Origin of the sequence: Nonomuraea sp. NPDC049649, assembly GCF_040675175.1 — a bacterium.
Taxonomy (GTDB): Bacteria; Actinomycetota; Actinomycetes; order Streptosporangiales; family Streptosporangiaceae; genus Nonomuraea.
Genome location: NZ_JBFAOH010000007.1, coordinates 1 through 24,717, shown reverse-complemented (window position 1 = coordinate 24,717; position 24,717 = coordinate 1). Strand labels below are relative to the sequence as shown.

22 protein-coding genes are annotated in these 24,717 nt (G+C 73.1%); 10 read left to right on the top strand and 12 right to left on the bottom strand.

The features are described from left to right. Positions 1–2: 2 nt before the first annotated feature. The 8 genes from AB0J42_RS11795 to menC all read left to right on the top strand — a co-directional run bounded on the left by AB0J42_RS11795 (position 3) and on the right by menC (position 8,404). A complete protein-coding gene (locus tag AB0J42_RS11795) occupies positions 3–1,085 on the top strand; it encodes an ABC transporter permease (protein ID WP_364291901.1) in 1,083 nt (360 codons plus the stop codon). Further along, complete coding sequence (locus AB0J42_RS11790; RefSeq protein ID WP_364291898.1) at positions 1,082–1,957, top strand: ABC transporter permease; 876 nt, start codon at positions 1,082–1,084, stop codon at positions 1,955–1,957. Before AB0J42_RS11795 ends, AB0J42_RS11790 begins: the two co-directional genes overlap by 4 nt. After that, positions 1,954–2,727, top strand: a complete 774-nt coding sequence (locus AB0J42_RS11785) for an ABC transporter ATP-binding protein (protein ID WP_364291895.1) — start codon at positions 1,954–1,956, stop codon at positions 2,725–2,727. Before AB0J42_RS11790 ends, AB0J42_RS11785 begins: the two co-directional genes overlap by 4 nt. Further along, the gene (locus AB0J42_RS11780; RefSeq protein WP_364291892.1) at positions 2,724–3,635 is read left to right on the top strand and encodes an ABC transporter ATP-binding protein; all 912 of its coding nucleotides are present in this window, start codon (positions 2,724–2,726) and stop codon (positions 3,633–3,635) included. Before AB0J42_RS11785 ends, AB0J42_RS11780 begins: the two co-directional genes overlap by 4 nt. A gap of 18 nt (positions 3,636–3,653) precedes the next feature. After that, the gene (locus AB0J42_RS11775) at positions 3,654–4,682 is read left to right on the top strand and encodes a M24 family metallopeptidase (protein ID WP_364291889.1); all 1,029 of its coding nucleotides are present in this window, start codon (positions 3,654–3,656) and stop codon (positions 4,680–4,682) included. Between the two features lie 256 nt (positions 4,683–4,938). Beyond that, entirely contained in the window at positions 4,939–6,429 is a 1,491-nt protein-coding gene (locus tag AB0J42_RS11770) for a Na+/H+ antiporter (RefSeq protein WP_364292571.1), read from the top strand. Between the two features lie 113 nt (positions 6,430–6,542). Next, positions 6,543–7,307 carry a GNAT family N-acetyltransferase gene (locus AB0J42_RS11765; RefSeq protein ID WP_364291886.1) on the top strand — a complete coding sequence of 255 codons (765 nt, stop codon included), beginning with the start codon at positions 6,543–6,545 and terminating at the stop codon, positions 7,305–7,307. Next, positions 7,304–8,404 (top strand): o-succinylbenzoate synthase, encoded by a 1,101-nt coding sequence (gene menC / locus AB0J42_RS11760; protein ID WP_364291883.1) that lies wholly within the window; start codon positions 7,304–7,306, stop codon positions 8,402–8,404. The genes AB0J42_RS11765 and menC overlap by 4 nt, the downstream gene beginning before the upstream one ends. 196 nt (positions 8,405–8,600) lie before the next feature. On the opposite strand, the gene AB0J42_RS11755 is transcribed toward menC, so the two are convergent. The 10 genes from AB0J42_RS11755 to AB0J42_RS11710 all read right to left on the bottom strand — a co-directional run bounded on the left by AB0J42_RS11755 (position 8,601) and on the right by AB0J42_RS11710 (position 20,952). Then, the gene (locus AB0J42_RS11755) at positions 8,601–8,963 is read right to left on the bottom strand and encodes a hypothetical protein (protein ID WP_364291880.1); all 363 of its coding nucleotides are present in this window, start codon (positions 8,961–8,963) and stop codon (positions 8,601–8,603) included. 46 nt (positions 8,964–9,009) lie between these two features. Then, positions 9,010–9,666 carry an alpha/beta hydrolase gene (locus AB0J42_RS11750; RefSeq protein WP_364291877.1) on the bottom strand — a complete coding sequence of 219 codons (657 nt, stop codon included), beginning with the start codon at positions 9,664–9,666 and terminating at the stop codon, positions 9,010–9,012. 52 nt (positions 9,667–9,718) lie between these two features. Beyond that, entirely contained in the window at positions 9,719–10,405 is a 687-nt protein-coding gene (locus tag AB0J42_RS11745; RefSeq protein WP_364291874.1) for an ATP-binding cassette domain-containing protein, read from the bottom strand. 38 nt (positions 10,406–10,443) lie between these two features. Beyond that, entirely contained in the window at positions 10,444–12,246 is a 1,803-nt protein-coding gene (locus AB0J42_RS11740; protein ID WP_364291871.1) for a dipeptide/oligopeptide/nickel ABC transporter permease/ATP-binding protein, read from the bottom strand. Then, positions 12,246–13,184 carry an ABC transporter permease gene (locus AB0J42_RS11735; protein WP_364291868.1) on the bottom strand — a complete coding sequence of 313 codons (939 nt, stop codon included), beginning with the start codon at positions 13,182–13,184 and terminating at the stop codon, positions 12,246–12,248. Before AB0J42_RS11735 ends, AB0J42_RS11740 begins: the two co-directional genes overlap by 1 nt. Then, positions 13,185–14,765 carry an ABC transporter substrate-binding protein gene (locus AB0J42_RS11730; protein ID WP_364291865.1) on the bottom strand — a complete coding sequence of 527 codons (1,581 nt, stop codon included), beginning with the start codon at positions 14,763–14,765 and terminating at the stop codon, positions 13,185–13,187. A 95-nt stretch (positions 14,766–14,860) separates the two neighbouring features. Beyond that, positions 14,861–16,447 (bottom strand): helix-turn-helix domain-containing protein, encoded by a 1,587-nt coding sequence (locus AB0J42_RS11725; RefSeq protein WP_364291862.1) that lies wholly within the window; start codon positions 16,445–16,447, stop codon positions 14,861–14,863. A 51-nt stretch (positions 16,448–16,498) separates the two neighbouring features. Next, positions 16,499–17,791, bottom strand: coding sequence for a serine hydrolase domain-containing protein (locus AB0J42_RS11720; RefSeq protein ID WP_364291859.1), 1,293 nt, complete (start codon positions 17,789–17,791; stop codon positions 16,499–16,501). A gap of 12 nt (positions 17,792–17,803) precedes the next feature. Continuing rightward, positions 17,804–19,114 carry a serine hydrolase domain-containing protein gene (locus AB0J42_RS11715; RefSeq protein ID WP_364291856.1) on the bottom strand — a complete coding sequence of 437 codons (1,311 nt, stop codon included), beginning with the start codon at positions 19,112–19,114 and terminating at the stop codon, positions 17,804–17,806. Next, complete coding sequence (locus AB0J42_RS11710; RefSeq protein WP_364291853.1) at positions 19,078–20,952, bottom strand: S9 family peptidase; 1,875 nt, start codon at positions 20,950–20,952, stop codon at positions 19,078–19,080. The genes AB0J42_RS11715 and AB0J42_RS11710 overlap by 37 nt, the downstream gene beginning before the upstream one ends. 296 nt (positions 20,953–21,248) lie before the next feature. On the opposite strand from AB0J42_RS11710, the gene tuf reads away from it, so the two are divergent. Further along, positions 21,249–22,409 (top strand): elongation factor Tu, encoded by a 1,161-nt coding sequence (gene tuf / locus AB0J42_RS11705; RefSeq protein WP_364291851.1) that lies wholly within the window; start codon positions 21,249–21,251, stop codon positions 22,407–22,409. 144 nt (positions 22,410–22,553) lie between these two features. After that, a complete protein-coding gene (locus tag AB0J42_RS11700; RefSeq protein ID WP_364291848.1) occupies positions 22,554–23,303 on the top strand; it encodes a phosphotransferase in 750 nt (249 codons plus the stop codon). 32 nt (positions 23,304–23,335) lie between these two features. On the opposite strand, the gene AB0J42_RS11695 is transcribed toward AB0J42_RS11700, so the two are convergent. Together AB0J42_RS11695 and AB0J42_RS11690 are read right to left on the bottom strand one after the other, a co-directional pair. Beyond that, positions 23,336–23,623 (bottom strand): antibiotic biosynthesis monooxygenase family protein, encoded by a 288-nt coding sequence (locus tag AB0J42_RS11695; RefSeq protein ID WP_364291845.1) that lies wholly within the window; start codon positions 23,621–23,623, stop codon positions 23,336–23,338. Positions 23,624–23,698: 75 nt separating this feature from the next. Then, entirely contained in the window at positions 23,699–24,472 is a 774-nt protein-coding gene (locus tag AB0J42_RS11690) for a hypothetical protein (protein WP_364291843.1), read from the bottom strand. Positions 24,473–24,717 lie beyond the last annotated feature (245 nt).

Genomic DNA, 24,717 nt, shown 5'->3' with positions numbered 1-24,717 from the left:
CGGTGTCCGCGAGCGCGGAGAAGGGCGCGGCGGTCACCCCGCCGCGCCCCCGGCGGCCGGCGCTGCCTCCGCTGGCCCGGTTCCTGATCCGCCGGCTGCTGGTGGCCGTCCTGCTCGCCTGGGGCGTGACGCTGGTGACGTTCGTGCTGACGAACCTCGTCCCGGGCGACCCGGTGGCCGCGAACCTGGGCCAGCGGGCGATGAACGACCCGGAGATCGTGGCGCAGTGGCGGGCCGAGCACGGCCTGGACCGGCCGCTGTGGGAGCAGTACGGCCTGTACCTGCAAGGGCTGGTCCAGGGCGACCTGGGCACCAGCCAGCAGAGCCACCGGCCGGTCAGCCAGGACCTCGCCCAGGCGGTGCCTGCGACGCTGGAGCTGGCCGGCGCGGCGATCCTCATCTCGCTGGTGCTGGGCGTGGCGTTCGGCGTGATCGCCGCGCTGCGCCGGGACCGGCTCTCCGACCATCTGCTGCGCCTGCTGAGCCTGATCGGCATCTCGGTGCCGACGTTCTGGCTGGCGCTGGTGTCGTTCTACGTGTTCTTCTACCGGCTTCAGCTGACGCCGGGCAGCGGCCGGGTGGATCCGGCGCTCGGCGCGCCGCCGAAGGTGACCGGGCTGCACACGGTGGACGCGCTGCTGGCCGGGCAGTGGGACGTGTACACCTCGGCCGTGGGCCACCTGATCACGCCCGCGCTGGTGCTGGCGCTCTACACGATCGGGCTGCTGACCCGGTTCACCCGGTCGGCGGTGCTGGAGGTGCTGGGCCAGGACTACGTGCGGGCGGGCCGCGCCAAGGGGCTGCCCGGCCGGGTGATCCTGTTCCGGTACGTGCTCCGCTCGGCGCTGGTGCCGGTCATCACGGTGGCGGGCCTGGCCTTCGGCAGCCTGCTGTCCGGCACCGTCCTGGTCGAGGCGATCTTCGCCTGGCCGGGCATCGGCCAGTACGCCTACAAGAGCGCCACCACGCTCGACCTGCCCGCGGTGATGGGCGTCGGCCTGGTGGTGGGCGTGGTGTACCTGGTCATCAACCTGATCGTGGACGTCCTGTACGGCGTGATCGACCCCCGAGTGAGGTTGCGATGAGGCGGGATCCCCTGGCCCGCAAGGGGTTGCCGGCCCGGCTGCCGCAGGCGTGGCGGCAGCCGCTCGCCGTGTCCGGCGTGGTGATCGCGGCGGCCTGGCTGGTGATCGCGGTGGCGGCGCCGTGGCTGGCGCCGCACGACCCGCTCGCCCAGGACCTGCCGCGGCTGGCCCCGCCGGGGCCGGAGCACTGGTTCGGCACCGACCAGCTGGGGCGGGACGTGCTGTCGCGGGTGATGCACGGGGCGCGGGTGTCGATCCCGCTGACGATGGCGCTTGTGGCGATGTCGCTGCTGATCGGCGGGCTGCTCGGCGCCTGCGCCGGATATTTCGGCCGATGGGTGGACGAGACGATCATGCGGCTGGCGGACCTGGTGTTCGCGTTCCCGACGGTGATCCTGGCGATGGTGGTGGCCGCGGCGCTGGGCGCCAGCCTCACCAACGCGGTGCTGGCCGTGCTGGTCGTGGCCTGGCCCGCGTATGCCCGCGTCACCCGGGGGCTGGTGCTGGGCGTGCGGGAGCGGGAGTTCGTGCTGAGCGGGCGGCTGCTCGGCTTCTCGGCGTGGCGCTCACTCCGGGTGGACGTGCTGCCGAACGTGACGGGCCCGATCCTGGTGCTGGCCACGCTCGACATCGGCACCGCGCTGCTGCTGCTGTCCGGCCTGTCGTTCCTGGGGCTGGGCGCCAAGCCGCCGTCGCCGGAGTGGGGCGCGATGGTGTCGTCGGGCGTGGAGGTGTTCGACAGCTGGTGGGTCGCCACCTTCCCGGGCCTGGCGATCCTGACCGTGGTGCTGGCGTTCAACTTCCTCGGCGACACACTCCGCGACGCCCTCGACCCCCGTACCGCCCGCGCGATCAAGGAGCGTGCGCTGTGACGCTGGCGATCACAGACCTGAAGGTGACGATCGGCGGGAAGGACGTCCTGCGCGGCGTGGACCTGACGCTGGAGGCCGGCCGGGTGCACGGGCTCGCCGGCGAGAGCGGGTCGGGCAAGACCATGACCGGGCTGGCCGTGCTCGGGCTGCTGCCGCACGGCTCCCGCGTCACCGGCAGCGTCGCGCTGGAGGGGCGCGAGCTGCTGACGCTGCCGGCCAAGGAGCTGAACGAGGTGCGCGGCGGCCAGGTCGCCATGGTCTTCCAGGACCCGGCCACCAGCCTGCACCCGATGCTGACCGTCGGCAGGCAGCTCACCGAGCACATGCGCCACCACCTGCGCGTCGGCAAGGCCGAGGCCCGGGAGCGGGCGGTCGAGCTGCTGCGCAAGGTCCGCATCCCCGGCCCGGAGGAGGCCTGCCGGCGCTACCCGCACCAGTTCTCCGGCGGCATGCGCCAGCGCATCGCGATCGCGGTGGCGCTGGCCTGCTCCCCCAAGGTGCTCATCGCGGACGAGCCGACCACCGCGCTGGACGTGACCGTGCAGGCGGGCGTGCTGCGGCTGCTGCGCGGGCTCTGCGACGAGCTGGGCCTGGCGGTACTGCTGGTCACGCACGACCTGGGCGTGATGTCGGCGGTCGCGGACGAGGTGAGCGTGATGAAGGACGGCCTGGTCGTGGAGACCGGGCCGCGCTCGCGGGTGCTGCGCGAGCCGGATCACCCGTACACGCGCACGCTGCTGGCGTCGCTGCCCGACGCGGAGGTCTCATGAGGAGCCTGCTGAAGATCGACGACCTGGTCGTCGAGCACCGCACCCCCGGCCGTCCGGTGGTCCGGGCGGTCGCCGGGGCGAGCCTGGAGGTGCGCGCGGGCGAGGTGGTGGGCCTGGTCGGCGAGTCCGGCTGCGGCAAGTCCACGCTGGCCCGCGCCGTGGTGGGGCTGAACCGGGCCGCCTCCGGGTCGATCACGTTCGAGGGCGAGCCGGTGACGCCGCTCGGGCTGCGGCGCAGGACGATGACGGGCGTCCAGATGGTGTTCCAGGACCCGTACGCGTCGCTGAACCCGCGCCGCCGGGTCGGTGACCAGATCGCCGACGGGCTGCGGGTGGCGGGCGACACCGCGAGCAGCCCGGCCGACCTGCTGGAACGGGTCGGGCTGCCGCGCGACTTCGCCTCCCGGCACCCCCACGAGTTCTCCGGCGGGCAGCGGCAGCGCATCGCGATCGCGCGGGCGCTGGCCGCCCGGCCGCGGCTGCTCATCGGCGACGAGCCGATCTCGGCGCTGGACGCCTCCGCCCAGTCTCAGGTGGCCACCCTGATGCGGGATCTGGCCGTCTCCTCCGGGGCCGGGCTGCTGTTCATCAGCCACGACCTGTCGGTGGTGCGGCTGATCGCCGACCGGATCGCGGTCATGTACCTGGGGCGGATCGTCGAAGTCGGCGACACGGCCGAAGTGTGGGCGGACCCGCGTCACCCGTACACGCGGGCGCTGCTGGGCGCCATCCCCAAACCGGACGGGATGGGCGTGCTGCCGGCCGAGCTGCCCGGTGACGTGCCCGACCCGGCGGACCCGCCGTCCGGCTGCCGGTTCCATCCCCGGTGCCCGCTGGTCATGGACGTGTGCCGGACCAAGGAGCCGGAGTTCGGGCCGGTCGCCTGCTGGCTGCACGGACCGTCCTGACCTCCCTGGAGCCAGACGTTGCAGGAGTACCCATCCCCCGCGCCGGACGGCCTGAGCGAGGCCGTGCGCCCATCCGGCGTGGACCGGCTGGGGGCGGTGCGCGAGGCGATGGCGGCGGCCGGGATCGACGCGCTCGTGCTGCGGCCCTCGCCCGACTTCCGGTTCCTGGGCGGGCGCGGCGACGGCTTCCTCGTGGTGACGGCGGAGGCGGCCGTGGAGACCGCGGACCCGCGCCCGTACCTGCTGGAGGGGGTGCGGCGGGTCGGGGTGGACCCGGAGATGCGGGTGCGGGAGCTGTTCGGGCTGGCCGTGGAGGCCGAGCTGGTCCCGGCCGCGCAGGTGCTCGCGCCGCTGCGGCTGGTGAAGGAGCCGTACGAGGTCGCGCTGGCGGAGGCGGCGGCCCGGGCGACCGAGGCGGTGCTGGGCTATGCGCGGGAGCTGTCCTGGTTCGGCGCCACCGAGCGGGAGATGGCGGGGCGGCTGCGGGTGCTGGCGCTGGAGGCGGGGTGCGAGGAGGTGCCGGCGGTCCGGGTCACGGCCGGGCCGGGCACGGCGGGGCCCCGGCGGGCGCCGTCCGATCGGGTGATCAATCCGGGGGACGCGCTGCTGGTGTCGCTGAGCGCGCGGTGGGACGGTTACTGCGCCGAGGTGGCGCGGGTCTTCGCGGTGGCCGAGCCGCCGGAGGACTTCGACGCCATGTACTCGGTCGTGGTGGCCGCGCGCGAGGCGGGGATGGCGGCCGTCCGCCCGTCCGTCCCGGCCTCGGCGGTGGCGGCGGCGGTGGCGCGGGCCATCGACGACAGCGGCTACGGCCGGTACGCGGCGCCCGGCGCGGGCCGGGGCGTGGGGCTGGGCATCGAGGAGGACCCCCGGCTGCGTACGGACGACGACACGCCGCTGGAGCCCGGGATGGTGCTCTGCCTGGAACCGGCGATCTACGTGCCGGAGCTCTTCGGCGCCCGGGTGGCCGACATGGTTGTCTGCACCGAGTCCGGCCCCCGTCCCCTGACCGCCGCTCCTTCTCCGCTGCCGATCCTCGAACACTGACCTGGGGACCGTGTTCCTCATCCGACCCTCGAACATCGCGGCGGGGGCCGTGTTCGCGCCCCGTGCCCAGTCCGGCCCGTCCCTCCCCTCCGCCGGCTCTGGAAGTTGCGGCGGGGGCCGTGTTCGCGCCGGTCAGAGGGGTGGGAGCGGGGTAGACCCGATGCGTGGACCAGTTCGTACTGCTCGTCGTCCTGCTTCTGGGCGCGCTGCTGACCGTGCCGCTCGCCGAGCGGCACGGGCTGCCCGCCCCGTGCTGATGACGCTGTTCGGCGTCGGGCTGGCGCTGGTGCCCTTCGTGCCGGACATGCCGATCGAGCCGGGTCTGGTGCTGCCGCTGCTGCTGCCGCCCCTGCTGTACTCGGCGGTGCAGCGGACCTCGTGGCGGCAGTTCGCGGCCGACTGGCAGCCGATCCTCATGCTCGCCGTGGTGCTGGTGTTCGTGACCACGATGGCGGTGGCCGTGGTGGCGCACGCGATCGTGCCGGGGCTGCCGCTGGCCGCGGCGGTGGCGCTGGGCGCGCTGGTGTCGCCGCCCGACCCGGCGGCGGCGACGTCGGTCGCGGGACGGCTGGGGCTGCCGCAGCGGCTGGTGTCGCTGCTGGAGGGCGAGGGGCTGTTCAACGACACGACCGCGATCGTGCTCTACAACGTGGCGATCGCGGCGATGGTGACCGGCTCCTTCTCGCTGACGAGCGCGGTGGGCGAGTTCGTGCTGGCGGCGGCGGTGGCCGTGGTCGTGGGGCTGGGCGTGGGCTGGCTGGGCGGCGCGCTCCGGGCCTACCTCGGGCAGGCGCGGCTGCAGGTGGCGCTGTCGCTGCTGATCCCGTACATCAGCTACGCGGTGGCGCAGCAGCTGCACGGCTCGGGCGTGCTGGCCGTGCTGACGACCGCTTTCTATCTGGACGAGCGGGTGACGGACCCCGACGACGTGTCCGGCCGGCTGGTGGCGTCGGCGTTCTGGCAGGTGGTCGAGACCCTGGTGACGGCGGTGGCGTTCGGGCTGATCGGGCTGCAGCTGCGCGCCCTGTTCGGCATCGCCGGGCAGCTCGGCGAGGTGCTGGTCTGGAGCGCGGCCGTGCTCGGCGTGCTGTCCGCGGTGCGGCTGCTGTGGCTGCTGCCCGCCACCTGGCTGGCGAGGAAGACGCATGGCGGGCGGCCCGGCGGGGCGATGGTGACGCTCGGCCGGCGGGAGACCGTGGTCATGTGGTGGTCGGGGATGCGCGGCGTGCTGTCGGTGGCGCTGGCGCTGGCCATCCCGCTGGAGACGGCGGACGGGTCGCCGTTCCCGCAGCGGCCGGTGCTGGTGTTCATCGGCTTCACCGTCATCCTGACCACGCTGGTGGTGCAGGGGCTGACCCTGCCGTGGCTGGTGAGCCGGCTCGGCGTCAAGGCCGGCACGGCGGCCGAGCGCGAGCTGGAGAAACGGCTGGCCGCCGAGGCCGTCTCCGCGGCCAAGCGCAGGCTGAAGGAGATCGACGAGATGGAGGAGCTGCCCGCCGACGTGCTGGACGCGGCGAACCGGCGGATGGCGGACCTCGGCCGGCGGATCAGCCCGGAGGGCGCCCACGAGGAGCGGCGCGCCGCCTACGCCAAGCGGGCGGAGCGGTCGGAACTGGTCAGGCGCGTGCAGGCGGAGATGATGTCGGCGGCCCGGCAGGCGGTGCTGGACGCCCGCCGCGACCCGGCCGCCAACCCGCAGGTGGTCAGCCGGGTGCTGAACCAGCTCGACGTGCGCAGCCTGCGCTGACCGTGCTGGGCGACGAAGAAGCGCACCGTCTTGGTATGCCCGGACGAATCCCGGCAGGGGTGCGGTGGCATAGCGTCGCGGTGACATCCGCCGCACTGAGAGGGCCGACAGCTTTGATCTCCATCGAAGAGCTCCACGAGATCGGAGAGTTCGAGCAGGTCATGGCGCTGTTCGAGGACATCTGGCACTTCGGCCCGGCCGGGCGGCCGATCACCCCGGAGCTGATGCTGGCCCTGGCGCACGCGGGCAACTACGTGACCGGCGCCTTCGACGGCGAGCGGCTGGTGGGGGCCTCAGTGGCGTTCTTCGGCGCGGACGCCACGCTGCACTCCCACATCACCGGCGTGCTCAACTGCCCCGGCGCCGGGTTCGCGCTCAAGCTGCACCAGCGGCGGTGGGCGCTGGAGCGCGGGCTGCGGCGGATCACCTGGACGTTCGACCCGCTGGTGCGCCGGAACGCCCACTTCAACCTGGCCAAGCTGGGCGCCCGCCCCGAGGAGTACCTGCCGGCCTTCTACGGGGTCATGGACGACGCGATCAACCAGGGCGACGAGGCCGACCGGGTGCTCGCGGTCTGGCCGATCAGCGATCCGCGCGTCGAGGCCCTCGTCTCGGGGCCGCGCTCCCCCGTACCGGTGCCGCCGGACGCGGTGGTGGCGCTCGCCGACGACGGCGGGCGGCCGGTGCCCGGCCGCGCCGACGCCGCCACCGTGCTGATCGCCGTGCCGGAGGACGTCGAGCGCCTGCGCCGCACCGAGCCCGGCCTGGCCAAGTCCTGGCGATATGCCGTACGGGAGACGCTGGGTGACATGCTGGCCGAGGGGCGCAAGGTCATCGGATTTCACGACAAGTCGTACTACGTAGTGGAGAAGGCGTGAAGATCACTGGAGTCGAGCTACGGCGGGTCGCGATGCCGCTGGTGGCCCCGTTCCGCACCTCGTTCGGCACCGAGACGGTCCGCGACGTGCTGCTGGTACGGGTCGTGACACCCGACGCGGAGGGCTGGGGCGAGTGCGTGGCCATGACGGAGCCGCTCTACTCCGCCGAGTACGCCGACGGCGCCGCCGACGTGATCCGCCGCTTCCTGCTCCCCCGGCTGCCTTCGGACGTCGACGCCCAATCAGCCGCCCGGGCCATGCAGCCGGTCCGGGGGCACCGGATGGCCAAGGCCGCGCTGGAGACGGCCGTGCTGGACGCGCAGCTCAGGGCGTCCGGCGAGTCGTTCGGCCGCTTCCTCGGGGCGGCGCGCGACCGGGTGCCGTGCGGGGTGTCCGTGGGCATCATGGACTCCGTCCCGCGCCTGCTCGACGCCGTCGAGGGCTACCTCTCCGAGGGGTACGTGCGGATCAAGCTGAAGATCGAGCCCGGCTGGGACGTCGAACCGGTCCGGGCCGTCCGCGAACGCTTCGGCGACGAGGTGCTGCTCCAGGTGGACGCCAACGCCGCCTACACCCTGGCCGACGCCCGCCACCTGGCCCGCCTCGACGCCTTCGACCTGCTGCTCATCGAACAGCCGCTCGCCGACGACGACCTCGTCCAGCACGCCCGCCTCGCCCGCGAACTGCGCACCCCCATCTGCCTCGACGAGTCCATCGAGTCGGCCGAGCACGCGGCGGCCGCCATCGCCCTCGGCTCCTGCTCCATCATCAACATCAAGCCCGGACGGATGGGCGGCTACCTGGAGGCCCGCCGCGTCCACGACCTGTGCCGGGCCCACGGGGTCGCGGTGTGGTGCGGCGGCATGCTGGAGACGGGCCTCGGCCGCGCGGCGAACGTGGCGCTGGCGGCGCTGCCCGGCTTCACCCTCCCGGGCGACACCTCCGCCTCCCGCCGCTACTACGCCACCGACCTCACCGAACCCTTCGAACTCTCCGACGGCCACCTTTCGGTCCCCACCGGCCCGGGCCTCGGCGTGGAGCCCATCCCGTCCATCCTGGAAGAGATCACCACCTCCAAGGAGTGGATCCCCCTCTGAAAGCCTGGTCGCCCGTACAAAAGCATGGCCCTCGCGGTAGACGCGCTCCGCGCGAGCCGGCTCGGACTGCGCTCTGTGGGGGGTGCCCCCCACACCCCCGGCGGGTGGCCTCCGGCCCCCGCACCCCCCGAGTGCTGGGCGAGTTCCGCGATTAAGACAGTACTTGGCGAAAGCGGCACGAAAGGGTGCCAATTCCTCAGTCCACTGAGCTATGGCGCTGGACCTTCACGTCATGGAGTATGCGTGCGTCATCAGGCAGGCCGCCGATCCCAGGGTAACCGCGTGCCTCTGCGTCGAGAAGGTACTTCATGAACTCCCGGGCGACTTCGTCGTTCGCCTGGACAGCCATCATCGTGTACTTCTCGTTCTTACTGTCCGGATCTCCGACATACAACTCAGGACACCTGAGCTGTTCATCCCGCATGACGACACACGGCTGGCTCTGAGTGTGAAAGGAGCCGCCCTTCTCCGCCAGGACGACGAGCCGGATTTCGTCACCGGGCGGGAGGCTGTGCGCTTCAAGCAGGGCGTAAGTGACTTTCTGTCCTACTGTTTCCACATTTCTGGCACTTCAGGACAGGGTTTCGAATCACATTCGGCACCCGTCACGGCAGGACATCGACCAGGTATGCGGCCAGTTCCGCGGGGCGGGACAGCATCACCATGTGGCTTCCCGGCATTTCGTCCGGGACGATGCCGAGGCGTTCCCGGACGTGGCGGCGAGTGAAGTCGGGGGTGAAGCAGCGGTCGTCGCGGCAGAGCAGGTATCGGGTGGGGACGTCCGGCCAGGTGGTGAGCGGCCAGGGCTCGTGGATCGCGCGGTCCATGTTCATGTGCTCGTTGAGCGCTGCGTCGTGGGCCTGCACGCGTTCGGCGAGGTCGCGGGGGACGTCGTGCATGTACAGCTCGTAGTGGTCGTCGATGCCGGACGAGGGCGGGCTGCACCGTTTCCACCATTCGTCCGGAGTCTCGCCGGGGCTGGGGATCATGGCGGCGAGCAGGACGAGCGCGATGGCGGGGGTGCGCGTGCAGACGAGCGGGCCGACGATGCCGCCCCAGGAGTGGGCCACCACGACGAGGTCCCGGCGTTCGCCGGCCGCCTTCACGACCGTGTCCGCGTAGTCCCAGAGGCCTGCCTGCGGGTCGGTCACCGGCAGGTCCACGGCGATCGTGTCGTGCCCGCGGTCGCGGAGTTCGGCTTCGAGCAGGTGCCAGTCGTAGGCGCTGCCGCCGCCTCCGTGGATGAGTGCGAAGGTTGCCATGACCGTTATGACCGCTGGTGGCGTGCGGACTCATCGGTGGTCATGGCGCACTCTAGCGCGGCAGGCGGGGCACCGCCTCCAGGAGGGTGCGGGTGTACGGGTCGGCGGGGCTGGAGACGAGGTCCAGGGTGGGGCCGTGTTCGACGATGCGGCCGCGGTGCATGACGGCGATCTCGTCGCACACGTACCGGACGACGGCCAGGTTGTGGGAGATGAACAGGATCGGCAGCCCGGTCCGGTCGCGCAGGGAACGGATCAGGTTGAGGATGGCGCCCTGCACCGACACGTCGAGCGCGCTGGTGATCTCGTCGGCCACGAGGAGGTCGGGGTCGGCGGCGAGGGCGCGGGCGATGGCGACGCGCTGGCGCTGGCCGCCGGAGAGCTCTCTGGGGTAGCGGCGGGCGGTCTCCGGCGGCAGGGAGACCAGTTCCAGCATGCGGGTCACCTCGGCCGGGCGGGATCTGCGCGGGAGGTGGAGCAGGGCTTCGCCGACGGATTCGGCGACGCGCATCCGCGGGTCGAGTGACGCGTACGGGTCCTGGAAGACCATCTGGACGCGGGAGGCGCCGCTGACGCGGCCGGTGTGCGGGACGAGGCCGCTGACGGCGCGGGCCAGCGACGACTTGCCGCTGCCCGACTCGCCGACCAGCCCGACGATGCGGCCCGGCGGGACTTCCAGGGTGACCGCCTCGACGGCGGTGAACCCGCCGTAGCGGACGGTCAGGTCATCGACTCTCACAGAACCTCCGGCTCTCACGCGACTTCCCGGCAAGTGACTCACGAGACCTCCCAGCAGGCGACGCGGTGGTCGTGGCCGTGGGGTTCCAGCGGGGGCCGGTCGGTCGTACAGCGGGCGGTGGCGAGCGGGCAGCGGGGTGCGAAGGCGCAGCCGAAGCCCACTTCGGCCGGCGCGGGCTGGCGGCCGGGGATGCTGGCGAGCGGGAGCGACCGGTCGGTGTCCATGTCCGGCAGGGAGGCGATGAGGGCCTGGGTGTACGGGTGGGCGGCGTCCTTGGCGAGGCGGTCCACGGGCAGCTCTTCCACGACCCTGCCCGCGTACATGACGACGACCCGGTCGCAGAGCTCGCCGACGACGGCGATGTCGTGGGAGATGAACAGCGCCCCGGCGCCGCTCTCGTCGACGACGTCGCGGAGGAGGCGGAGGATCTGCCGCTGGACGGTGACGTCGAGCGCGGTGGTGGGCTCGTCGGCGATGATCAGCTTGGGGTTGCCCATGAGGCCCATGGCGATGACGGCGCGCTGGCGCATGCCGCCGGAGAGCTGGTGGGGGTGGCGGCCGGCCTGTTTGCCGGGTTCGGGCAGGCCGACGTGGCCGAGCCGGTCGACGGCGCGCCGCCGGGCCTCGTCGCGGGTGGCGTTCTGGTGGACGACGGCGACCTCGGCGAGCTGGCCGCCGATTTTGAGCGCGGGGTTGAGGGAGGCCATCGGGTCCTGGAAGACCATGGCGAGCGAGGTGCCGAGCCGTTCGCGGCTCAGGCCCGCCATGTCCTCGCCGCAGAGGCGCAGCCGCTCGTGGTGGACGGTTCCGGGGTACGGGACGAGCCCGCCGACGGCGGCGGCGGTGAGCGATTTGCCGCTGCCGGACTCGCCGACCAGGCCGACGATCTCGCCGGGGCGCACGGTGAGGGACACTTCGCGTACCGGGGTGACGCCGCCGGGGAAGGTGACGGTGAGCCCGGCGGCGTCGAGGACGGCGCCGGGTTCGGGCTCGGTGTCCGGGACCGGCCGCGGGCGGGGCTCGGCGGCGCGTGAGGGGGCGGGGGTGCGGGCGGCGTGCCGGGCGAGGGCGTCGCCGAGCAGGTTGAAGCCGATCCCGGCGAGCGCGATGGCGGCGGCCGGGCCGAGCGCGACCTCGGGGTGGATGTAGATGCGGCCGAAGCCGTCGAAGAGCAGCCGTCCCCAGTCGTAGTCGGGCGGCTGCACGCCGAGCCCCAGGAACGACATCCCGGCCAGGCCGAGCAGCGCGCCGCCGAGCGCCTGGGTGAGGTTGAGGATGAGCGGTTCGGCGATGTTGGGCAGCACGTGCCGGGCGAGGATGCGGCGGCGGGGCACCCGCAGCATGCGGGCGGCGGCCACGTAGTCGGCACGGGCGACGGAGGCGGCCAGCGTCTGGGTGAGCCGGGCGAAGCCGGGGGCGATGGCCGCGCCGATGCCGAGGACCGCGCCGCGTGCGCCGAGCCCGGCGACCACGGCGGTGAACATGGCCAGCAGCAGGCCGGGGAAGGCGACGAGCGCGTTGACGGTGCCGGTGACGAGCCGTCCGGCGCGCAGGGGCAGCACGGACGGCAGCGCGCCGAGCACGATCCCGGCGATCGCGCCGATGAGCGCGGCGGCGATCGCGAGCTGCAGCGAGTAGCGGGAGGCGACGAGCACGCGGGCGAGCAGGTCGCGGCCGAGGTTGTCGGTGCCGAGCGGGTGGGCGGCCGAGGAGCCCTGCAGGATCGCGCCGGCGTCGACGCGGGCGGCGGCCTCTCCCCAGATGGGCGGCCCGATCACGGCGAGCACCAGCATGAGCGTGACCAGGGCCGCGCCGGCGATGGCCGCGGGGGTGCGGAGCATCACGACTCCTTGATGGCGGAGGTCGGGTCGAGCACGCCGAGCACCACGTCGACGAGGAGGTTCACGAGCAGCACGACGGCGCCGTAGACGAGGATCACGCCCTGGGCGACCGGGTAGTCCTTCTGGGTGATCGCTTCGACGATCTTGCCGCCGAGCCCGGGCCAGGCGAAGACGTACTCGACCAGCACGCTGCCGGCGATGAGGGAGCCGAGCAGCAGCCCGCCCAGGGTGAGGGTGGCGGTGAGCGTGTTGGGCAGCACGTGCCGCAGGTGCAGGCGGGCGGCGGGCAGCCGTTTGGCCCTGGCCAGCCGGACGTAGTCGGTGCCGAGCACGCGCAGCGTCTCGACGCGGGCGATGCGGGCGAGCATGGCGGCGGGGCCGAGGGCCAGGGCGAGCACGGGCAGCAGGTAGGACTCGGGCCCGGACTGCCCGGCGGGCGGCAGCAGCCGCAGCCCGATGGCGAACACCGCGACGAGCGCGATCGCGTACAGGAACTCGGGGACGGCCACCACGGCGCTGGTGACGCCGCCGAACGTGGCCTCGGTGCCGCGGTTGCGGCCGTTCTCGGTCCGTACGGCGGCCCACATGCCGAGCGGGACGGCGGCGAGCAGCGCCGCGGCGGTGGCGAGCAGGGCGAGCGTCAGCGTGTTGGGCAGCCGGGCCGCGATCACGGCGGTGACCGGCTCGCCCGTCAGGAACGAGGTGCCCATGTCGCCGGTCACCAGCCCCGACACGTAGGTGACGAGCTGCTCGGGCAGCGGCCGGTCCAGGCCGAGCGCGGCCCGGCGGGCCTCGACCAGCTCGACCGGTGCGGCCGGGCCGAGCGAGGCCCGCACGGGGTCGCCGGGGATCAGGTGGATCATCGCGAACGCGGCCAGCACCAGGACCGCGAGCGAGACCCCGAACCGGATGAGCCGCCGGATGAGCGTTCGGCGCACTCAGCCTCCCTGGGTAAGCCGGAACGAGCTCGGGTCGAACAGCCCGCCGGAGAACCCGAAGGTGGCGTTCCTGGTGGCGGTGAGCACGGTGTTCGCGACGACGGGAACCAGGTCGGCGTTCTCGAACAGGGCGGACTCGGCCTGCAGCCAGAGCTCGCAGCCCTTCTCGCCGGGGATGCCGTTGGCTTCGGTCACCAGCTCGGCGTAGCGCTTGTTGTCCAGGTGGGCGAAGTTGGCGCCCTCGGGGGCGGCGGGGCCGGACAGGAAGCCGACGAGCTGCGACGGGAGGGTGACGGTGATAGGCAGCCAGACGACGTCCCAGTCCTGGGTGACGTTGAGCGACTCCGACAGCTTGGTGTCGAGCGCGCCGTTGAGCTTGACGTCGGCGCCGGCCTTCTGCCAGGCGGCGGCCATGTACTCGGCGGCAGCCTGCACGCCGGGTCCTCTGGTGGTGGGGTAGAGCAGGCTCAGGGTGAGCTTCTCGCCGTCCTTGACCCGGATGCCGTCGGGGCCGGGCTTCCAACCGGCGGCGTCGAGCGCGGCGGCGGCCGCGGCCTCGTCGAAGGCGGGCACGTGTCCGGCGACGGTGTCGCCCGGGCAGGGGCGGGGTTCGGCGACGAGGCCGGTGGCGGGGCGTCCGGTGCCGCCGGAGGCGATGCCGCCCAGCTCGGTCAGGTTGAGCGCCTGGGTGAGCGCCTTGCGGACGGCGGGGTCGGCGCCGGGCCGGCCCTCGCCCTGGTGGTAGAAGAACTGGCCGTTGCCGACGGAGTGGACGATCTGGCCGACGCCGGGGGTGGACTCCATGCGGGCCCGGTCGGGGCCGAGGAACTGGGCGCCGTTGACGGTGCCGGCGACGAGCAGGTTGGCGGCGGTCTGCTCGTTGGGCACGACCTTGAGGACGACCTGCTCGGGCAGGTCGGCGCCGGTGCCGCTGCTCCCCCAGGCGTAGTCGCGGCGCACCTTGAACGTGTAGTGGTCGCCGGGCACGGCCTCGCTGAGCACGTACGGGCCGGAGCCGGAGGTGCCGCGGGTGAGCAGGGAGCGGTCCTCCAGTCCCTTGCCGCAGACGATGAAGATGTCCCTGGCGCTCTCCAGGATGAACCCGAACGGCTCGGGCGTGGAGAGGGTGACGGTGTCCTGGCCGGCCTCGGCCTTCATGCCGGCGGGCACGAGCACGCCGTTGACGGGCGACTTGGTGTCCGGGTCGGTGATGTGGTTGACGGTGGCGGCCACGTTCTCGGGGGTGACCGGGGAGCCGTCCGAGCAGGTGGCGTCCTTGCGCAGGGTGAAGGTGACGGAGTCCGGCTTGACGTCCCACTTCTCGGCGAGACCGGGGACGACGCCGCCGTCCTCGCCGGACCGTACCAGCGTGTCGTAGGCGACCGAGAGCACCGTGTTGGTGATCGACAGCACGCCCATCGCGGGGTCGAGCGCGCCGGGGTCGGCGGGGATCGCGAACGTGAACGTGCCGCTGGTGTCGGTGGTGGAGGTGGAGGCCGCCTCGGGGGTGCCGGCGCCGCAGCCCGACGCGGCCAGGGGGGCCAACAGGGCCAGTGCGGCGGCTCCTGCCGTTCTCTTCATGGGAACTCCGGGAGGTGGGAGGTGATGCCCCACCTTTTCCGCTGGCGGCGATCCGTTCTTCGTGCCCGGCCACGAAATCCGCGGTCGGCGTCGTGCTACGGCCCGAAGATCCGCATCTGCAGCATGACGGTGAGCCTGGCTTCGGGGTCGGACAGGTCCAGGCCGCTGATCTCGACGAGCCGTTTGAGGCGGTAGCGGAAGGTGTTGGGGTGGACGTGGACGCGCGCCGAGGCGGCGTTGACGTCGCCGAAGGCGTCCAGGTAGGCGCGCAGGGTGGCGGCCAGCTCGCTGCCGTGCTCGCGGTCGTGGTCGAGCAGCCGCTGGTAGGGCCCGGTGGGGGTCTGCTCCTCGGCCCCGGCCACGTCGGCGACCTGGAGCAGCAGCGACTCGAAGTGCACGTCGGTGTAGCCGGCGGCCTGGCCGGTGGTGCCGCGGGCGCGCAGCACGCGCAGCGCCCGGTCGGCGTCGGCGCGGGACCTGGCCGCCTGGGCGAGGGTGGCGGCGAGCCGCCCGACGCCGATGTTGGCGGGGTGGCGCGGCCCGACCCGGGCCAGGAAGTCCTGGGCGATGCGGACCGCCCGGTCCTCCTCGTCCTGCGAGCCCGCGGTGAGCGGCAGCACGGCGTAGGCGACGGAGCCGACGAGCGCGGCGGCGGCCTTGGGGTGGATGGTGGCGACGTGCAGGGCGAGCGCGTCGCAGAAGCGCTGGCGGTCGCTCTCGCCGCGGGCGGGGTCGCCTTCGCCCTGGTCGGTGAGCTGGGCGGCGAGCACGCAGAGCCGCTGGGTGGCGATGCCCAGCCTGCCCGCCGCCTCGGCCGCGCCGCTGCCGCCGGCCAGCACGGTGGACAGCAGGTCGGCGCGGAGCCGCCGCTGGGCGTCGGCGCCGGCGCGCTCGCGCAGCAGCCGCAGCGCCACGACCTTGGCGGCGTCGGCGAGCGCCCGCTGCCGCTGCTCGGTGAGCGGCTCGCGCACCGCCGCCCAGATGGAACCCAGGATCTCGTCGCCGGAGCGGACGGCGACGGCGGCCCGGTCGAGCATGTCGCCGGGCAGCTCGATGTAGATGGGGTCGCGGCTCTGGTAGAGCTCCTTGAGCGCGCCGCGCTCGTCGAGCATGCGCCGGTAGCGCTCGGGCACCTGGCGGCCGAGCACGGTCTCGATCCGGCCGGGGTCGGCCTCGTCCTGCCGCCCGGAGAAGGCCAGGACGCGGGAGGAGCGGTCCTCGATCGTGACGGGCGCGTCCAGCAGCGCGCAGACGGCGTTGGCGAGGGAGAACAGGTCGCCCTGCGGCTCGTCCTCGGGCCCGTCCAGGTCGCCTTCGGCCAGCAGCGAGCGGAGCAGCGCGGCGACCTGCGACCAGGAGGCCGCGCGGGTGAGGCCGAGCACGGCCACGCCGGTCGCGGCCACGGCGGCGCGGACCTGCTCGTCCACCTCGACCGGCAGCTTGACGATCACTCCGGCCGCCTGCGGCGCCCATTCCAGCAGGGCGCGGACATGGCCGGCGCCGCGGACGCCGACGGCGAGCACGAGCCCGCCGGGCGGCACCAGCGGCTCGTCGTGCGGGTCGTAGATGTGCACGCCGGTGACCTCCGCGTCGAGGTCACCGGGGGCGACGGCCACGTCGAGGACGGTGCTGCCGAGGTCGTGCAGGATCCGTCCCAGGCTGGCCCGGGGGCGGACGGTCATCCACTCACCATAGAGGCCGGCGGTCACGGGCGCGCCCGCCCGGCGGGCGGCTCAGGCACGCGCGACCGCTCTCCCGTTGTGCAGGTAGGCGGCCCGCCCGTCCCGCATCACGAACGTGATCGTGTGGTGCGCGCCCGCCTCCGGCTCGGCCGTGACGAACGAGTCGCCGGACAGGTGCACGTACCTGCTGGTGCTCGTCTGCATGCCCAGCCCGCGCGCGGTCTCGCCCGGGATCGTGGTCACGGCGAGGCCGCCGTCCGCCGCCGCCACCTCCAGGGTCAGCGCGGGGCCTTCGTACCTGCCCTCGTACGGTGCGGCGTCCACCCGCCCGGGCCGTTCCGGCGGGACGGGGAAGCCGGGCACGTCCACCCCCGCCTCCCGGATGACCGGGTACGCCACGTCCTCGATCAGGCCGAGGAACGCGCCGCCGTTGCCGACCATGGCGATGACGAGATCCGCGCCGGGCACGATCCGCCAGAACGTGCTCTGGCCGGGAGTGCCGCCGTCGTGACCGTACGCGCCCCACTCGAAGATCTCGAAGCCGAGCCCCCACGCACCCGCCAGCAGCCCGGCGACGCCGGGCACCTCCACCTGCGGGGTGCGCATCGCCTCGGCCGACTCCGGCGACAGCACGCCCTCGCCGCCCGCCAGGAACATGCGGCCGAAACGGACCAGCTCGCGCGGCGCCAGGCAGAGGGTGGAGCCGGCCGGGCCGTTGGAGCGGGGCATCTGCCAGCGCGGGAAGACGTCCGCGTCCGGCCCGATGTGCCCGGCCGAGGCGCGCAGCAGCACCGCCTCCTCGGCGAAGAGCGCCGCCTGCGTGATGCCGAGCGGCCCGATCAGCCGCTCGCGCATCGCCTGCTCCCACGTGGTGCCGCGCAGCCGGGCGACGAGCGCGCCCAGCACGCAGTAGCCCGCGTTGCAGTACGAGAAGAGCTCGCCGGGCTCGTGCACCCGGCCCGCGCCCTTGAGGTGGGCGACGTAGGCGTCCAGGCAGTCGTCGCCCCGCCCGGTGTCCTCGAAGACGTCGCCGTCGAAGCCGCCGGTGTGCGTGAGCAACTGCCGCACGGTGGCGGGGAAGGCGAACTCGGGCAGGTAGTCGGCGACCGGCCGGTCCAGGTCGACGCGGCCCTCCTCGGCGAGCTGCATGACCAGGGCGGCCGTCCACGGCTTGGTGGCGGAGCCGATCTGGAAGACGCTGCCGGTGGTGGTCTCGACGCCGGTGGCGGTGTTGAGCACCCCGGTGGCGGCCTCGCGCAGCCGTCCGTCGTGCCAGACGGCGACGGCCGCGCCGGGCACGCCGTGCGCCCGGGCCGCCGTCTCCAGACGTTCGCTCAGTTCCATGTCCTCCGCCTCTCAGCTGATCCGGGGCGTCGCGCGGGCGCCCAGATGCACGTACGTGGTCCCGCCGGTGGGTTCGTAGAACACGGCGGACATCCAGTCGGGGTCGCCGTCCCTGCGGCCGACGAAGGTGACGTCGTCGACGGGGATCAGGTCGACCTCCTCGGGCGGGCTCAGCTCGGCGAGCGCACCGGTGGCCTCCATGCGCAGGTGCAGGCCGCCCTCGCGGTCGCTGAACGTCATCCGGGACCCGGCCCGCTCGTACACGCCCGCGTACCGGGCCGTGTCCACCTCGACCGGCGTCTCCGGCGGGCCGAGCACGGGCGGGACGGTGATGCCGTCGAGCTCGGCCAGCAGCTCGGTGGCGACGGCCCGGGTGAAGGCGCCGCTGTGGCCGCCGTTGACGGAGACGGCGACGACCGTGCCGGTGTCCGGGACGAGCCAGAGCATCGCGTGCTGGCCGATGGTGTTGCCGCCGTGCGAGACGATCCGGTGGCCGTCCCACTCGTCCAGGATCCAGCCGACGCCCCACTGCCTGCCGAGGGTGTGCGGGTTGGGGATGTCGACCTGCGGCTCCCACAGGGCGGCCGGGTTCTCCAGCAGGCCGCCTTCCAGGTGGGCGCGGCCGAACGCGACCACGTCGGCGGGCCGGGCGCAGATCAGGCCGGCCGGGCCGACCGCGCGCATGAGCCCCCAGACCGGGGCGGGCCGCCCGTCGACGTGGCCCATGGCGGCGCGGAAGCGGAGCACGTCCTCGGGGAGCGTCCAGGTGTGGGTGAGGCCCAGCGGCTCGATGATCCGCTCGCGGAGCACGTCGTCCCAGCGCTTGCCGGCCAGTTTCTCCACGACCCGCCCGGCGATGACGAAGCCGGAGTTGCAGTAGGACTGGGTGACGCCGAGCGGGTGGTTCTGCACCAGGTCGGCGCAGGCCTCGACGTACTTGGCCACGCAGTCGTCGCCGCGCCCGGTGTCGATGAACAGGTCGCCGTCGATACCGCTGGTGTGCGCCAGCAGATGCCTGATCGTCACATTCTCGGTCACCTCGGGGTCGGCGACCTTGAACTCCGGCAGCACCTCGGCGACGGGCGTGTCCAGCGTGAGCCGGCCCTGCTCGGCCTCCTGCATGAGCAGGGTGGCGGTCCAGACCTTGGTGACCGAGCCGATCTGGAACAGGGAGTCCGGGGTAGCCTCCACACCGGTGGCGGTGTTGAGCACGCCGGCGGCGAACTCGTGGACCTCCCCCCGATGCAGGTAGGCGAGGGCCGCTCCCGGCACCTCGTACTCGGCGATCAGCTCGGCGAGCCGGTGACCCATTGCTGCAGCCACGCGATGATCCTCTCGTTGTAGTCGAAGCGGTGTGAGGGGCGTCCGTCGAGGATGAACAGGTGCGAGGCGCCCGGGTAGCGCACCAGCCGCACGGGCACGCCGTGCTCGCGCAGCGCCGCGAACCACTGCTCGGCCTGGCCCACCGGGCAGCGGTCGTCGGCGTCGCCGTGCAGCAGCAGGGTGGGGGTGGTGACGTGGTCCACGTGGGTGAGCGGGGACTGGGCGGCGGGGTCGCCGGTGTACTCGTACCTCTTCAGGAAGAAGCCCAGGTCGGAGGTGCCGCTGGCGCTGACGAGGTCTGTCACGGCCCCGCCGGGGACGGCGGCCTTGAAGCGGGCCGTCCTGGTGGACAGCCAGCAGGTCATGTAGCCGCCGTAGCTGTAGCCGGTGACGGCCAGCCGCTCCGCGTCGGCGACGCCCTCGGCGACCAGGTCGTCCAGCGGGGCCAGGAAGTCCTGGGCGTCGGCCAGGCCCCAGGCGCCGGTCGTCGCCTTGAAGAAGGCTTCGCCGTACCCGTCGCTGGCGCGCGGGTTCAGGGTGAGCACGGTCCAGCCGCGTGCGGCGAGCACCTGGTGGTAGAGGTGCGCGCCGTCGAAGACGGGCGCCCAGGCGTTGTGCGGGCCGCCGTGGATGTCGAGCAGCAGCGGCCCCGGCGTGGCCGCCGACTCGTCGCGGAGCACGAACCCTTCGACGGGGGTTCCGTCGGGGGCGGTGAACGTGCGGCGTCGCGGGGTGAACAGGCTGACGTCGTCGAGCGCGTACGAGGTGAGCGCCTCCCCCGGCACCGGCGCTTCCCCTGTGGGGAGATCCGTCAGGTACACCTCCCCCGCACTGGTCGGGGTGGCCGCGACGTAGGCGAGGCGTGTTCCGGCGGCGCTCGCCCCGGCGACCACCGTGTCCCCGCCGACGACCTTGACCGCCGTGCCTCCGGTGACGGGGACGGTGTACAGGTGGGTGCACCCCTGATCCCGGGCCGCGAAGAGCAGGTCACCGCCTGCGAGCTGCGGTGCGGCGCCGGGATAGCCGGGCGCGCCCACCATGACGTTGCGGTCCAGGCCGGTCTTCAGCTCCCGGGCGCCGTCCGCCTCGACCAGGTAGAGCCGGGTGTGCCCGACCGGTTCCGGCAGCCCGGCCGCGACCAGCCGTTCCCCGAGCCACCACACCCCGGTCGCGATCACCTCGGGACCGGTCAGCCGCCCGGGCTCACCTCCGCCCGCCGCGACCTCGTACACCGAGCTCGACAGCCGCAGGTCGCCGTCCGGCTCCATACCGGCGGTGAAGGCCAGCCGCTCCCCGTCCGGCGACCACGACGGCTGCCCGGCGTGGAAGTCGCCCTCGGTGACCTGGACGGTCTCCCCCGACGCCACCTCGGCGACGAACACCTGGGTGGTGACACCGCGCAGCAGCCCCGCCCCGTCGGCCTTATAGTCCAGCCGGTCCGCCACCACGGGGGCGTGCGGGTCGGGCTCGCCGCAAGGTCCCGCGTACGCGATTCTGTCGCCGCCGGGCGACCACACCGGCGGGCCCGCGCCGAGCGGCGCGGCGGTGAGCACGCGCGGCTCCCCGCCGTCCATGGGCAGCAGGTGGATCTGCGGCCGGCCCTCGACGGGCCGCAGGTACGCGAGCACGCGCCCGTCCGGCGACCAGCGCGGGCAGGCCCCCTCGGCGAGCCGCCGCGGCTCCGCGCCGGGGACGGCGAGCCAGATCTCGGCGCGGTTCTCGTCCGGCTCGCGCCGGGCGGTGGTGAGCGTGTAGGCGACCGCGCCGCCGTCCGGCCGCGCCTGCGGGTCGGAGGGGACGGCGAGGCGGAACAGGTCGTCGAGCGTGAGGCGGGCCATGAGCGAACGCTAGGCGAGCGCCGCGGCCCCTGCTTCGGTCTGCAGGACGAACGAGGCCCCCGGTCTTGTACGCGGGACCAAAGGGAATATTCGCTTGCCCCCCGGCGCTGAGCGCATCACCATGTTCACCATGATCCGGCACGCGCTTCCGACGACGCCCCCCGCGGGTGCGTTCGCGCGTGCCCTCGGCGGCCTGGAGCGCTGACCTCTTCCCGTTCGTCCCGGAGTGTGACCCGGCGGGGAGAGGTAGACGGCCCGCACGGGTCACCAGGCGTCCAGGTTCTCAGGAAGGGATCATGGCCAAGCAGGCCTATGTGCGGAACAAGCCGCACCTCAACATCGGCACGATGGGCCACGTCGACCACGGCAAGACCACGCTGACCGCCGCCATCACGAAGGTGCTGGCGGAGCGCGGCCAGGCCACGTACACGCCGTTCGAGCGGATCGACCGCACCCCGGAGGAGCACTCCAGGGGCATCACGATCAACATCTCGCACGTCGAGTACGAGACGGCCACCCGCCACTACGCGCACGTGGACATGCCGGGCCACGCCGACTACGTCAAGAACATGATCACCGGGGCGGCGCAGCTCGACGGCGCCATCCTGGTCGTGTCGGCGCGCGACGGCATCATGCCGCAGACCAGGGAGCACGTCCTGCTCGCCCGCCGGGTGGGCGTCGAGCACCTGGTGGTCGCCGTCAACAAGGCCGACGGGGCCGACCCGGAGCTGACCGACCTGGTGGAGCTGGAGCTGCGGGAACTGCTCGACGAGCACGGCTTCCCCGGCTCGCCGATGGTCCGGGTCTCCGGGCTGCGGGCGCTGGAGGGCGACCCGGCGTGGACGGCGTCGATCGACGCGCTGCTCACGGCCGTGGACGACCACATCCCGGTCCCGGTCCGGTACGTGGACGCGCCGTTCCTCATGCCCGTGGAGAACATCATGTCCATCACCGGGCGCGGCACGGTCGTCACCGGCGCCATCGAGCGCGGCGCGGTCCGCGTCGGCGACACGGTCGAGGCGGTCGGGCTGGGCGGCGACCTGTCGGCGGTCGTCACCGGGGTCGAGACGTTCGGCCGGACCATGGAGCGCGGCGAGGCGGGCGACAACGCCGCCCTGCTGCTCCGCGGCGTCCAGCGGCGCCAGGTCAGGCGCGGCATGGTGCTCGCGGCCCCGGGCACCCAGCAGGCTCACCGGGCCTTCACCGCCCGGGTCTACCTGCTGACGGCGGAGGAGGGCGGCCGGCGCGGGCCGATCGCCTCGGGCTACCGGCCGCAGTTCTACCTGCGCACGACGGACGTGCCGGGCGAGCTGCTGCTGCCCGAGCCCGCCCGGCCGGGCGACACGGTCGAGGTCCCGATCACCCTCGGCAAGCCGGTCGCCCTGGAGCCGGGCCTCGGCTTCGCGATCCGCGAAGGCGGCCTGACCGTCGGCGCCGGCACCGTCCTCACGGTCTGATCCGCGGCTGCCGGGATCTCTGAGGGGATCCCGGCAGCCCTTCTTCGCGATCCGCGAAGGCGGCCCCGGCACGGTCCTCACCGTCTGATCCGTGGCTGCCGGGATCTCACGGCAGCCTTTCCCGCTCACGTGATAATGGCGAGGGTGGATGAGGTCGAGGTCGTCGTCGCCCATCACGAGCGCGCGACCCTGCGCGTCGGCGACGTGTTCCTGAAGGTCGACGCCGATCAGAGGCGTACGGACGTCGAGGTGGAGGCGATGTCCAGGGCGCCGGTCCCGACGCCGGAGGTGCTGTGGCGCAAGCCGCCCGTGCTCGCGCTCGCCGCCCTCCCCGGCGCGGCGCTCGGCCGTCTCGGGGAGCCGTCGGCCGCGTCCCCGGCGGCCTGGGCCTCGGCGGGGGCCGCCGCGCGGAGGCTGCACGACGCGCCGTTGCCGCCGTGGCAGGGCCGGAGCCTCGACGAGATCGTGTCGCGGCTCGACGCCGAGTGCGCGTGGCTGGTCGGGCACGGCGTTCTTCCCGCCGAGTTGGTCGAGCGGAACCGGCGGGTCGCGGAGGCGGCGCTGCGGCCGTGGCGGCCGGTGTTCACGCACGGCGACCTGCAGGTCAGTCACGTGTTCGTCGAGGGTGACGAGATCACCGGTGTGATCGACTGGTCCGAGGCGGGCCGGGGCGACGGCCTGTTCGACCTCGCGACCTTGACGCTCGGACACCAGGAGCATCTCGATGACGTCGTCTCCGGCTACGGCACCGACGTCGACCTCGACGTGATCCGCGGGTGGTGGTCGGTGCGGAGCCTGCTGGGCGTGCGGTGGCTGGCCGAGCACGGCTTCGACCCGTCCTCGCCGGGCTGCGAGGTCGACGTGCTGAAGTCCCAGCTGAAAAGCCGCCGATGAACGCCTTACACGCCGTCCCCCAGCCTGCGTGCTCAGGTCAGCGAGCGCACGTCCGCGACGTCGTACTCGCTCACCGAAGCGGCCAGGATCGCCTCCTGCTGGGCATCGCCGGGGCCGCTGCCGCGGAAGGCCTCGACGGCGGTCCGCGACTCCCAGCGCTCGAAGACGTTGATCCTGCCCGGGTCCGCCAGGTCCGCGCTGATGGCGAAGTCGAGGCAGCCGGGCGCGCGGCGGGCCAGCTCGACGACGCTCACACAGTCGGTGAGATAGCTCTCGCGGCGCCGCGGATCGACGATGAGGTGTCCTGCGACGATGACCATGTTCTGCTCCTCTGCGGGTTCGGCCGTTACGGTGTTGACCACGGAGCGAGCCGGAACTCATCGGCGGGCCCCGAACTATTTGCGGCGCAGCACCCGGCCCTTGAACTTCGGGCGCTTGGTCTCCCAGTAACGCCAGCCCTCGACCCGCGCGGGCACGTTCGCTATGCCGCGGTCGATGAAGCGGTGACGGCAGGTGCCGATCACCTGCCAGGCCGACCAGCCGATGCGGTAGCCGAAAACGCGGTACCGCATGTTGCCGTACTTGCCTTTGCTGATTTCCCGCGTGTATTCGTGCCCGGCGAAGACCCGGTGCCGTTCTTCAAGGTGCGGGATTCCCAGCCGGCGCAGGTGGCGCACCACGTCCCCGGTGGTGAGGGCTATCTGCTTTTCCGACTCGGTCTCGAGGAAGGCGAGCACTTCGTACTCACGGGTGACGCTCACCGTCATCGTGCCGCCCGGCCCGTCGATGAAACGGGTGTGCGGGATGTAGAAGTTGCGCGGCGAAAGACCGTGGACTTTGAAGAAGGTCCTGGGGTTGCACCGGTGGTCGGCCTCCTCCTTGAAGTCCCACTTGAGATGCCTGTGCGGCGTCGGGGTCGGCGTTGCCTCCGGCTCCTCGGTCTCCGTGTCGTCCGGCTCCTCGGTCGGCGTGGGCGTCGGCGTGGGCGTCGGGGTGGGCGTCGGGGTGGGCGTCGGCCTGGGGCTGGGGGTGGGGAAAGCGCCGGCCGCCGGGGACAGGGTGGCGACCAGCACAGTGGCGAGAGACCCCGCGGCGACCAGCGTCGCCGTTCTCCAGCTCGGCCCGCGCCGGGCCGGGGCCGCGGTTCCAGATGGAGAGCTGACCTTCACGGTGACGTTCCTTTCGGCCGGGACCGTACGATGCTCGCATTCGACGCAAGCCACGACGGGGCGGCACGCCGACACCTCACTTTCTGTTGTACGGAAAGACTTCTCGTCAAAGAGGCAAAAAAGTTACGCGAGAATAGGGTGCTCACATGTTACGGCAGCCGTAGATCGTGATCTTCACGGTGTTGCCGCTGGTCGTGTGGCGTGACGCGAAGAGCCGCCGCGATCATGTCGAGTTGTGACACAAG

What these genes read in the sequence shown, in the direction of transcription:
- AB0J42_RS11780 (WP_364291892.1), top strand. Translation starts at nt 2,724, where the DNA reads ATGAGGAGCCTGCTGAAGATCGACGACCTGGTCGTCGAGCACCGCACC.
- AB0J42_RS11740 (WP_364291871.1), bottom strand. Translation starts at nt 12,246, where the DNA reads ATGCTCCGCACCCCCGCGGCCATCGCCGGCGCGGCCCTGGTCACGCTC.
- AB0J42_RS11725 (WP_364291862.1), bottom strand. Translation starts at nt 16,447, where the DNA reads ATGACCGTCCGCCCCCGGGCCAGCCTGGGACGGATCCTGCACGACCTC.
- AB0J42_RS11710 (WP_364291853.1), bottom strand. Translation starts at nt 20,952, where the DNA reads ATGGCCCGCCTCACGCTCGACGACCTGTTCCGCCTCGCCGTCCCCTCC.
- AB0J42_RS11730 (WP_364291865.1), bottom strand. Translation starts at nt 14,765, where the DNA reads ATGAAGAGAACGGCAGGAGCCGCCGCACTGGCCCTGTTGGCCCCCCTG.
- AB0J42_RS11750 (WP_364291877.1), bottom strand. Translation starts at nt 9,666, where the DNA reads ATGGCAACCTTCGCACTCATCCACGGAGGCGGCGGCAGCGCCTACGAC.
- AB0J42_RS11695 (WP_364291845.1), bottom strand. Translation starts at nt 23,623, where the DNA reads ATGGTCATCGTCGCAGGACACCTCATCGTCGATCCGCGGCGCCGCGAG.
- AB0J42_RS11790 (WP_364291898.1), top strand. Translation starts at nt 1,082, where the DNA reads ATGAGGCGGGATCCCCTGGCCCGCAAGGGGTTGCCGGCCCGGCTGCCG.
- AB0J42_RS11770 (WP_364292571.1), top strand. Translation starts at nt 4,939, where the DNA reads ATGACGCTGTTCGGCGTCGGGCTGGCGCTGGTGCCCTTCGTGCCGGAC.
- tuf (WP_364291851.1), top strand. Translation starts at nt 21,249, where the DNA reads ATGGCCAAGCAGGCCTATGTGCGGAACAAGCCGCACCTCAACATCGGC.
- AB0J42_RS11720 (WP_364291859.1), bottom strand. Translation starts at nt 17,791, where the DNA reads ATGGAACTGAGCGAACGTCTGGAGACGGCGGCCCGGGCGCACGGCGTG.